The following is an 11,018-nucleotide window of genomic DNA, read 5'->3' as shown; positions in this document are numbered from 1 at the left end:
AAAAGGCTCGTCATGCTCGGGATGATGCCCCTCTATCACACCATGGGTATCCATTCATATCTGGCAATGGCCTTTCTGAACGGCAGATACATCGTCATTCATGATGTGACTGAGGAATCTCTTGCTGATACGCTTCACTTCCATCCTGTCACGTGCTTGTACGCGATGCCGGCGATGTATCGATACATTCTGCAATCGCGCCGAGTGGATCCGGATCGTCTCCGTCAAATCCAGAAGATCGGATACGCGGGAGCTCCAATGTCTGAAACGCTCATCTACACGTGTTTCGAGGTGTTTCAGCCCGAGGTGTTTCTCAACCACTACGGAAGCACCGAAATTCACACTTTCACGACCTGCTCGTATTTGCGTGAGAAGCCAGGGTGTGCGGGCAGGCCTGGGATCAATCAGCTTGTTCGCGTCGTCACGCTTCGCCCTGAAGCCTCCCCGGATGACGAGGTTGAGCCGGGCGATGTCGGACAGGTGATCGCGTACATGGCATCTCCGGAAGCATTTAAGGGCTACTGGAATCGGCCGGATTTAACCCGTCAGGCTATTCGCGATGGATGGTACTACACAGGAGATCTCGGCATGCGCGATCCCGACGGCGACCTCTATATCGTCGGCCGGACCGACGACGTTGTGGTTTCGGGCCTGGATCGCGTGTGGCCTGGAAAAGTTGAACACGTGTTGGAACATCATCCGGATGTGCAGGAAGTCGCGGTGGTTGGGCAACGGGACGACCAACTGGGCCACATCGTGACGGCGTTCGTCGTCTCGCGCCGCAAAGAAGTCACTCCCTTTGAATTGGACCGATTTTGTCAAAAAGACGGTCGCCTGTCGGAATTTGAGCGACCGCGGAAATACGTCTTTGTCGACAGCCTTCCGAGGGACGGGTCCGGCAAAGTAGTCCGGCGTGCTCTTGTCGAATGGAGCGACTGACCTTGAAAAGCGATTCGAGGAGGGATGCGCGATGTGTGACGTGCTGATTGTTGACGAAGATTTGGCGGCACGCCAGCATGTGCGGGGGCTTTTGTCTTCGGGTGAATATCAGTATCTTCGCGTCACCGAAGCCGACAGTACCGCACGCGCCCTCCCGATCGTGCGGCAGCATCACCCTTTTTTGGTTCTGTATGATCCGGCTGTGACTGATGCGAGCGGTCTCGACTTTGGCCGCAAAATCAAAGAGCACGATCCACTGATTCACGTAGTGGTCCATAGTCAGTTGAAAATGTTCGAACTGGTGTGCCAAGCTATCAACCACGGCTTCGACGGCTATCTCCTCAAGCCCGTCATTCGCGAGGATCTGTATCACATTTTCGGGCGGCTGATTCAGAACGATCTGCGCCACTCACTTCACCAAGGTGCCAAGCGCGCTCTGGTGGCGCGGCAGGAATCGCCGGCCGATCTCGGTAACCCTATTGAAAGCGCCATTGCCTACATTGAGGAACACTTCCATGAGCCCATTTCCCTTCAGGAGGTGGCGGAACGCGTCTACCTCAGCCCTTCCTATTTCAGCCGTCTCTTCAAGTCTGAAGTTGGCACGACATTTATCGATTATCTGACCCAGTATCGAATTCAAAAATCCAAGATGTTACTCCGCGTGACATCGTTGCCTATCGAGATCATCGCGAATAACACGGGATTTTCAAATTCCAGTTATTTCTCAACCACTTTCAAGCGGATCGTGGGCCGAACACCGAGTGAGTACCGTGCCATGATGAGTGCGCTCAAGGAGCGTTCCGACGCGGAACCTGCTCAAGAAAACAAAACTGAGCGCGAATGAATCCCGAAAGGTGCGGTGCAGGCCGACGATACAATGAAGGTGAAGTCTGAAAGCGTTTCCTCGGGGTGAAAGCATCGAGGCAGAGGAGAGCGAGCGGCATGGAGGACATTCGTAAGAAATATGAGAACCTGCTGGCTGCAATTCGCGAGATGGGCCGCGTGGTGGTGGCCTTCTCCGGCGGAGTCGACAGCACGTTTCTCCTGAAGGCGGCGCTTGACGCGCTCGGCCGCGACCATGTGCTCGCAGTCACGGCGGACTCTGAGACGTATCCCGCGCGCGAACGAAATGAGGCGATTCAGGTTGCCCAGAAATTAGGAGCGCCGCACGAAATCATGGAGACGAGTGAACTTAACATTCCTGGATATGTTGAGAATCCTTCAAATAGTTGCTTTTTTTGTAAGAAAAACCTTTTCGATCACCTCTGGGCTCTCGCGTCCAAGCGAGGATTCCCTCATGTTGTGTTCGGGGCCATTGCGGACGACTTGGGCGATTATCGTCCAGGGCTTCAGGCTGCAAAGAAACTCGGGGTGAGGGCCCCGTTGCTGGAGTGTGGATTGACCAAACGGGAGATCCGTCAGCTGTCGTACGAGATGGGCTTGCCGACATGGGATAAACCCTCGTTTGCGTGCCTGTCGTCGAGGATCCCGTATGGCGAGAGGATCACGCGCGAGAAACTTCAGAAAATCGATCAAGCGGAGTCGTTCCTTCGCGATCTCGGGTTTCGCCAGGTGCGCGCTCGCCAACACGGTGAGTCTATGGTGCGTATCGAGGTGCCGCCGGAAGACATCCCCGGATTGGTTGGAGTGAGAGAATTGGTGCTGGCCAAGTTGAAGGAGATTGGTTATTCGTATGTGAGTGTTGATTTAGAAGGCTATCGAACTGGCAGTGGAAATGAAGTGTTGGGAACTCGGCTTTATAAGTCAACATCACAGGTGGGATAAGGGAAGTCATGTCATCGACCAGGGAAATTTTAGAGCGCGTGCAAGCGGGACTGCTGTCTGCGGAAGATGCGTTGAATCAGTTGCGTGGAAGTGCGGTTGAAGACCTTGGTTATGCTCGCATAGATCACGATCGCGTTCGCCGACGCGGGTTTGCGGAAGTCGTGTATTGCGAAGGTAAGACACCGGAGCAGTCCGCCGAGATCCTAGCTCGCCTAGCGGCACGCGGGGAGTCAAATGTGCTCGGAACACGGGCCGACGTAGAGACGTTTGAGCTCGTGAGGCACATGGTGCCAGACGCCGAATACCATCCCGTGCCTAGAGCTATTGTGGTGCGGCGAGGTTCGGAACGGCAGATTGGATCGGTGATGGTGTTGGCAGCTGGAACGTCGGACCTTCGAGTTGCCGAGGAAGCCGCGCTCACAGCGAGCGTCATGGGAAGCCGCGTAGAACGCGTGTACGATGTCGGCGTGGCAGGTCTTCATCGCTTGCTCCGCGAGATCCACCGCATTCGCCAGGCGAGGGTCGTGATCGTCGTGGCGGGGATGGAAGGAGCCCTGATGAGTGTCGTTGCTGGTTTGATCGACAAACCAGTCATTGGCGTGCCGACAAGTGTGGGCTATGGTGCGCAGTTGCAAGGGCTCACACCCATGCTGAGCATGTTGACCTCGTGCGTACCAGGGTCCTCGGTTGTCAACATCGATAACGGCTTTGGCGCGGGTTACTTGGCACACATGATTAACGAGCTTGGGGAGGGCGTCCATGGGCATCGCGAAGATTGATTGTTTTGCAGGGGCAAGCGGTGACATGTTCCTTGGCGCCTGGTTGGATTTGGGCATCTCAGAAGATGTGTGGTTGAAAGGTGTCCGCCCGCTGATGTCGGGCGAGGGCGAAATTGAAATCGTCCGCACCATCAAACAGGAAATATCAGCCATGAGGGTCTTGGTTCGGCACGAGGAGGGGCATGTGCATCGGCATCTCGCAGACGTCGAGTCAATTATTGATGGGACAGATCTTCCAGGTGTGGTCAGGCAAAAGTCGAAAGAGGCATTCTTCCAACTCGCCGTCGCTGAGGCTTCCATTCATGGCACGTCGCCTGAATCCATCCACTTCCATGAGGTCGGGGCGATCGATGCTATCGTGGACATCGTTGGGACGATGTGGGCATGGCATTTGGCGGGGGAACCGGACTGTTACGTTTCGCCCATCGAAGTTGGAGGCGGGAGCGCGTTATGCGCACACGGTCGAGTTCCCGTTCCGGCTCCGGCCGCGCTGGCTTTGTTAAAAGGAATGCCCATTTATTCCTCCGGGCTGTGGGGAGAAACCACGACACCGACGGGCGCTGCTATCATCCGGGTGCTCGCCAAACCGATGCCTTTGAGGTCCATGCGGGTGGAGTCCATTGGCTATGGTGCTGGGACGAAAGATCTCCCGGTTGCGAATGTGCTTCGCATTTCGCTTGGAGAGTGGGCAGATGTTGGGCCGAGCGATACGCACGCTCTCCGCCTCCCAAGAGCACACGGAGGCCACGTACACCACCACGACCATGATTGGCATGAGCATAGCGAGAATCGTTCTGAGCATTATCCCCTGCACGTGGAGGAGGGTTTGGTGACATGAGGCTGGTAAACACAATTGCGAAAATTATAGATGACAAGTGCACCGGTTGCAAGATTTGTGCACAGGTGTGTCCGACGCTCGCAATTCGCATGGAGCCGTTGAACGGGCACCCATACAAAAAGCTTGCTGTCCTTGACGCCGAGTACTGCACCGGCTGCACGGCGTGCGAGCAACGCTGCCCGTTTGATGCCATTCAGATGGAGTATTTGGACGAACCGTACACGATCGGTGTGGATGTGGACGAGGTGGACCCAGATGCGGTCCATGAATTGTGTGCGAAGGCTCGATTTCATCCCGAGCAGGTAGTGTGCTATTGCACAGGCACGAGAGCGGAGGAGGTGGCCGCCGCGATTCTCAAGGGGGCTAAGACGCCGGACGACATTTCTCGCGCGACTGGGCTGCGAACGGGCTGTACTGTGGAATGTCTCCAGCCCGCTATGCGGCTCCTGCGGGCTGCTGGAATTGAACCTAGCCCGCAGAAAGGATTTTACCAATGGTACGGATCCACGCCGACCATTTGGGATATCCCAGACGAGGTAAAGGCGAAGTACGCATCTCGAGGCTTTTATTTCGATGACGATATCGAATTTTTGCAGAGTATTCAAAAGAAAATGACTGAACCAAAACAGGAGGAGGAGATCAAATGACCTACGTACGCCCTCCCATTCGTCCTTTACCCCCGCGGCCCTCTCGTTACGGTGTTGACCCGAAGTTCGTCACGAGAAGGATGGCTGACCTCCCGAACATGACATCCGTCTTATTGGAGGATCTATTTCCAGATAGCCCAAAGGTGCTGTATCCGGGCGAAGAGGGCATTCAAGCCATCCGCCGGGCGACCGAGTCGGCGATGGAACACATGGACCTGTCGATGATCCAACCTGGTGACACCGTGAACGTGCTCGCGTCTCACCACGGATTCACATTGCTGGGTGGAGAGCCATACGCAGAAATGCTCCGTACGGTGTACGACGTTGTAAAATCGCGCACGGGAGCCAAGGAGGTTCGTTTGCGTGCGGGTGTAGGACTTCGATTCAGGGAGACGGAAGAGTACATTCAAAGATTTGAACTGAAGAAATACTTCGATCGAGCCCTAGGCATGGCTCCAATTGATGAGGGGATTGCTATAGAGACAGAGATTGGGACGTTATACGGATTGAAGCGCGCTTACGACGCTGACTGGATCATCCATGTCCACAACAGCGACGTGCGGGAAGTCCACTTTCACCGACAGGTTGACCGCGCCGTGAAGCCGTTCGGAATGTCGTACGCGCGCATAGAAACCCGTTCCACCTATCATCAAAATCTTGGGCCTCGGGCTGCCAATTTTACCGCGCGCGCCATCTTCGAATCTGAGTTTGTGCAGAGCAAGTTCGTTGGTGCAGTGTTTATGAACATGGCGCCAGGTGGTGTCGTGAGCATTGAAGCGGACAACGATCTGTATCGGATCAACGACACAGTAATGTATGATGGTCTGCGATACTACGGAAAAGTATTCCATTTGCTCGGCATGATCGACGAATGTATCGTCGGCCTCGATTTTCCTTGCCCGGTTCCATATGTCTTCTCGGCAGGTGTAATCTATTGCAATTTCGTCGGGGCAAACGTAGATCTCTTTGATCTGAGTGTCAAGCTGCCCCCGTACACTTGGTACACCGAAGCGCTGTACGGAAAGGACGGCAGGCCGCTCGTGCCAGATGTGCCGCCAGTCAACCCTGCCATCAAAATGGTGGTGCACAACTACGCGTGGATCGGATATCCAAGCGCGTTTTTTGCAGAACATCTCCCCACCATCGTTGTGGGCACGAAACAGGCGGAGATTTTCGAGCATGACCCGCAGAACTTGGAGTACATGAAGTACGCGCTCATCGCGTCCAATCTCGACGAGGCGATGGCGTTCGCGTACCGCACGACGGGAACCGATAAGGTGATAGCCTTTGATGGAGCTGTGGGCGGCATCAATGTCAGCGTATCTCTGGCCGAGGACTTATGCCGATTGGCGCCGAAGGCGAGCCGCGAAGTCGATACCATCCTGCTTCCGAAATGGCTCAAACAGCGCGGGTTGTCGGCGCTGGCTCAGGAGGCGTGACGCGTGGCGGAAACGTTCGACATCCGCGATCCGCTCTTTCTTCCAATAAGCGATAGGGTTTTTGGCGCGAGGGTCACGGCCACGGGACCGGGGCTCGTGGCAGGCATCGGGGAAGCGCTCGCATCGGCCAACGCTATAGGGGTCGCAATATCAGCGGAAGTACAAGATGGGGACTGGGTCACTTCGGGAGATATCCTCCTGTCCCTTCAGGGTGGGGCAAAAGCGATAGCCCTGGCCGAGGATCGTATCTTGGGGCCCATCATGATGGCGTCCGGTTGGGCGACGCGGGCTGCGGAACTCCGGCACTTAGCTCCGAACATGCGGCTTGTGTGCGGAGGTTGGAAGAAAGTCCCTAACGAGGTCAAACCGCTGCTTCACAAGGCGCTGGTGTCCGCGGGTGTCGCATTGCGGATGGTCGATGAGCCGTTTGTCTATCTTGACAAAAACTATCTACGAATGTTTGGCGGGATTCGCGAGGCACTCACCGCTGCTTCGATTTTTCCTGATCGGGTGAAGGTCGTGCAGCTCCGGGGCGAATGGGGCGACATCGGTGCGGAGACGAAAGAAGCGCTGGAGCACGGCGCGGATATCCTCATGGTCGATACAGGGTCGCTTGCTCACCTCGACGTCGTCTGTCGAATTGTTCGATCACGCCCAGAGGCGCGAGCGCGTGTCGCTTTTGCCGGGGGTGTGACGCCCGCAACCTTGATGGTTCTGGCGTCCAGATTTGAGGTGTATGCAGTGGACATTGGTGGCGCGATTTTGGATGCTCCGCTTCTCGATCTGCGCCTTGATGTGGAGAGACGACATCCAGCCGGGAGCTGATGCCATATGGAATATAATTTGCTCCGCAAAACGGAAATCCGCGTACAAGGCATTCGCTTAATGGACTGTCATCTCGGAGATCTTGCCCGAACCGTGGCTTCGTGCCTGCAGTTGCCAGAGGAACGGGTAATCGTCATCGACGTGCGAGAAGATGAGGTGGCGCTTGATGTCCTGCTTCACGAGCTTCCTGCCGAAGCAGTGGTGGGCCGGGAATCGCAACTACTGTCCGCACTCGGAGCTGTGAAAGGCGTGACGCTGGCGCGGGATGCGCGGGTTAGCGCGGACGGTGTTCTGGGGCTCATCGCCCTTCCGCAAGAAATGAGAAGCGAGCTACTCGAGAAGTCGGGGCGAATGGGGCAAGACATCACACAGCGCGTGAGGCAGAGAGTCATCCTGTTCCCAACGGGGTCCGAAGTGATGAAGGGGATGATCGAAGACACCAACACACCCTATCTTGCCGACGAGCTCGAACGCATGGGGTATCGCGTAAAGCGGGGCCCCATTCTTCCTGACGATGTCGACGCGGTCATTGGGGCGTTCAACCGTGCCATTGAGGAAGGGTATGGGCTTGTAATGACCACAGGGGGCGTCGGGGCTGAAGCCAAGGATGTGAATGTCGAGGCGATGGAGGCGGTCTGTGACCAAGTGGCTGCACCTTACGTTGTGCGCTTCGAACGGCCCAGTCATCGCCATCAGAAGCCTGGCATTCGCGTTGGCTGCGGCCGGATCGGGATCACCACGATTGTGAACCTTCCGGGTCCTCACGACGAAGTGGTGAGCTGTTTTGAGGCGATTCGCACACTGCTCGACGCATCTCCACCGATGATCGCTGCAGCGATGGCCCATACGCTGAGAGACAAGTGGGGGCACCCTGATGGACATCTGAAAGAGCACGGACATGACGCGGCGCCGAGCGGTTGAGGAGGACGCGGGCGTGGATAAGCTTTCGTTAGTGGTGGACGGCTATCGAGGCGCAAGCTCAGCAGCGCTGTGCGCTTGTCTCTATGGCGAGCACGATTCGTGGATTGCGAGTGACGCGGCGAGCACTGCATTGGGTGCGCGCGTAAGCCTGGGTATGCGTGGCGTGCCGAAGTCCGAGTCGATGCTGGCGCGGGGGTGGAGAGGCGAAATACCCGAGTGGGTTCGCGCCGGCGACATCGTAACCAGGCTTTCCGCGGCCGGCGATGAGATTCGCCAAGCGGCAGGCATTCTGTCAAAGACGTTTCAACATCTGGATATTTCAAGCGATGACCAGGTGCACGGTTGGAGCGCTGCTTGGCTCGTAGCTTGCGCTGCTTGGTTCGCCTTGCGCGCGGACACCGCGGTGTACTGCGTACGCCTGGTTGGCTCCCCGGAGTGGAACCGATGGGTCGACAGCGAGGACGGACCCATGTTCAAGCCGGGAGGATTGTTCGCCGGTGTACCCATTGTGCTTCGCCCAAACGTGCCAGTCAAACGTGACCTTGTGGCCCTTTTGAAGTCCGTGGCATCGTTTGATCCGCCTGCCCTCACGTATTCCGACATCAGACTCGGCGAGGATGCGTTGGGTCTCCAAATGGCGACGTACATCGGGACATCTGTGGGGGAGCTTTCACCCGACGCCTCGTGCCGCTTGATGGCCGGGGGAATCAATCAACCTTCTCATTACGTGGTGCAGACCAACATCGACGACATGAACCCCGAATGGATGACGCACCTCATTCCTCGCCTACTGGACGTGGGTGCCGATGATGCATATTTGACACCTGTGCACATGAAGAAGGGACGCGTCGGATTCTTGCTCACGGTGTTGTGCGCGAAGGAGCAATTGCCTGAGGTAGAGCGGGTGATCTTCCGTGAGACCACCTCGATTGGCCTTAGGTATCACGAGGTGCAGAAGCGTGCACTCACTCGTGAATTCGTCAATGTGAAGACTCCATACGGACTCGTTCGGGTCAAGGTGGCGTACGACAACGGCGTGATCGTCAACCGAGCACCGGAATATGAAGAGGCGCGCCGGGCGGCGGAGGAGAACGGGGTTTCGGTGAAAGAGGTTTACGAAGCGGTGTATCGGACGCTCGACGGATCGACGCCATAAAGCTGGGGGCGTGGGTGTGGAAACGATGTCCACTGTCATCTCACTGGTGCCTATCTTGACGAGCGTTCTTCTGCTCCTGGCATTGCGGATGCCAAGCCACATGGTTTCCGTCGCTGTTTGGGCTCTAGTCGGGGCACTGTGCATGTTGCCGACGCCGTTTCATATGGTCTGGAGCCAGTGTGCGGATGCCATGTCATATGCTTTCATATCCGCGCTGCCCATTGTGACCGTACTTGCGTTCGGAGCACTGCTTTATCAGGTGCTTTCCTGCACGGGCGCAATTGATGTTTTAGCGCGAAGAGTATCCTCATCGTTTACAGACAAGGTGTTGAGCGCTCTCTTCATCTCAGGAGCGCTTGGCACGGGGTTCGAATGGGCGAGCGGCTTTGGCTTAGGAATCGTGATGGTAGCTCCTCTTTATCGACGCCTTGGGTGGTCGTCTGCGCAAATCGTGCAGCTTTCTCTACTCACGCAATTTTGGATTCCGTGGGGCGCCTATGGGGCAAGCTCCATGGCCACGAGCGAGCTCACCGGCCTTCCTTTGGGCGTGCTCGCAAGCGATAGTGCGCTTGTGTCATGGCCACTTGCGTTCCTGTACTTGTGTCTCATCGCCGTGATCGCGAGTGGATGGAAGGGCATTCGGGGGCGTAGGACGATTGTCTTGTTGAGTGCCGCGGTCATGGGAACCGTTACATGGGTGGTGAGTCGATGGATCGAGCCGTCCATTGCTGGCGGATGTGCAGCGGTTTGCCTGGGAGCGATGCTCTGGTGCTTTACGCGAGCGTATCCGTCGGATAAAAGGAACAAGGATGAGGCCTGTGAACCGGAATTGAGCATGTGGCGCGTCGTCTTGCCCTACGCGTTCGTGGTGTTTTATCTCGCTACCGTGGACGGCATTCCGGGCTTGCATCAGCGCTTGGCGAAGTGGATGACATGGTCCATGCGGAATCATGGCGTACACGTATCGTTTTTCCTGAACCCCGGACTTGCGTTGTTTCTGGCTTGCCTTTTGGCTGTTGCACTTCTGGGGCGTGGCGGTCATCGATGGAGTCTGTGCGTCCAGTCCGTGCGCAACACGTATCGTCAGATATGGAGACCCATTTTGGCCACCGTCGCATTCATGGCAACTTCATCCTGGATGGCCGATAGCGGCATGTTCCACGTGCTCGGATCCGACCTTGCACGACTAGGCGCCGTCGCGGTGCTGTTGACATCTCCTCTTCTGGCTGCTCTTGGAGGATTTATGGTTGGTACGAGCACCGCTTCGAACGCCATGTTGGCACCGCTCCAGGTTCAGATGGCACATGGGAGTCATCTACCAATCACGATGCTCGCCGTCGGGCAGAATGTAGCATCGGCTCAGACGGCATACATCGCCCCATCGCGCATTGCGTTTGCAACGAGTTTCGTGAACGAGCAGGGGAAAGAAGAGCAGTATTTGCGACGCCTCGTGCCTTGGAGCCTGTTGGCTGTTGGTTGGGTGGCCTTCGCTGAGTTCTTGGTCTGGGCGTCGCATGTGTGACTTGTGGCAAAAGGACGAAGATGTTGGCAGATGCGATGTGAAAATGCGACCAGCCTCGCGGAATTACAGTGGGGATAGCGGCAGGATACGACGAAAGGAAGGATGCGCAGGATGAAAAAATTGGCGGCGGCCATTGTGGGGTCGGGCAACATCGGGACAGATCTCGA

The 11,018-nt window shown here is 56.5% G+C and carries 11 protein-coding genes; all 11 read left to right on the top strand.

The window, feature by feature from the left end:
• A partial coding sequence (locus AMA01_RS12995; protein ID WP_156468463.1) for an AMP-binding protein occupies nt 1-939 on the top strand: 939 nt, incomplete at its 5' end.
• A gap of 31 nt (nt 940-970) precedes the next feature.
• Nucleotides 971-1,783 (top strand): helix-turn-helix transcriptional regulator, encoded by an 813-nt coding sequence (locus AMA01_RS12990; RefSeq protein WP_067851637.1) that lies wholly within the window; start codon nt 971-973, stop codon nt 1,781-1,783.
• A 98-nt stretch (nt 1,784-1,881) separates the two neighbouring features.
• Nucleotides 1,882-2,724, top strand: a complete 843-nt coding sequence (larE, locus tag AMA01_RS12985; RefSeq protein WP_067851635.1) for an ATP-dependent sacrificial sulfur transferase LarE — start codon at nt 1,882-1,884, stop codon at nt 2,722-2,724.
• An 8-nt stretch (nt 2,725-2,732) separates the two neighbouring features.
• Nucleotides 2,733-3,503 (top strand): nickel pincer cofactor biosynthesis protein LarB, encoded by a 771-nt coding sequence (larB, locus tag AMA01_RS12980; protein ID WP_067851633.1) that lies wholly within the window; start codon nt 2,733-2,735, stop codon nt 3,501-3,503.
• Nucleotides 3,484-4,341: a LarC family nickel insertion protein gene (locus tag AMA01_RS12975; RefSeq protein WP_067851631.1), complete on the top strand. Its 858-nt coding sequence runs from the start codon at nt 3,484-3,486 to the stop codon at nt 4,339-4,341. Before larB ends, AMA01_RS12975 begins: the two co-directional genes overlap by 20 nt.
• On the top strand, nt 4,338-4,988 hold the full coding sequence (locus AMA01_RS12970; protein ID WP_067851629.1) for a 4Fe-4S binding protein: 651 nt from the start codon (nt 4,338-4,340) through the stop codon (nt 4,986-4,988). The genes AMA01_RS12975 and AMA01_RS12970 overlap by 4 nt, the downstream gene beginning before the upstream one ends.
• Nucleotides 4,985-6,427: a hypothetical protein gene (locus tag AMA01_RS12965; RefSeq protein WP_067851627.1), complete on the top strand. Its 1,443-nt coding sequence runs from the start codon at nt 4,985-4,987 to the stop codon at nt 6,425-6,427. Before AMA01_RS12970 ends, AMA01_RS12965 begins: the two co-directional genes overlap by 4 nt.
• A gap of 3 nt (nt 6,428-6,430) precedes the next feature.
• Nucleotides 6,431-7,252 carry a hypothetical protein gene (locus tag AMA01_RS12960; protein WP_067851625.1) on the top strand — a complete coding sequence of 274 codons (822 nt, stop codon included), beginning with the start codon at nt 6,431-6,433 and terminating at the stop codon, nt 7,250-7,252.
• Between the two features lie 6 nt (nt 7,253-7,258).
• Nucleotides 7,259-8,173, top strand: a complete 915-nt coding sequence (locus AMA01_RS12955; protein WP_067851623.1) for a molybdopterin-binding protein — start codon at nt 7,259-7,261, stop codon at nt 8,171-8,173.
• Between the two features lie 13 nt (nt 8,174-8,186).
• Nucleotides 8,187-9,329 (top strand): nickel insertion protein, encoded by a 1,143-nt coding sequence (gene larC, locus AMA01_RS12950; RefSeq protein WP_195867466.1) that lies wholly within the window; start codon nt 8,187-8,189, stop codon nt 9,327-9,329.
• Nucleotides 9,330-9,354: 25 nt separating this feature from the next.
• A complete protein-coding gene (locus tag AMA01_RS12945) occupies nt 9,355-10,851 on the top strand; it encodes an L-lactate permease (protein ID WP_156468462.1) in 1,497 nt (498 codons plus the stop codon).
• Nucleotides 10,852-11,018: the final 167 nt, after the last annotated feature.

Source organism: Alicyclobacillus mali NBRC 102425, from assembly GCF_001570745.1.
GTDB lineage: Bacteria > Bacillota > Bacilli > Alicyclobacillales > Alicyclobacillaceae > Alicyclobacillus > Alicyclobacillus mali.
The sequence above is the reverse complement of the archived record's forward strand: the minus strand, read 5'-3'. Positions and strand labels throughout refer to the sequence as shown.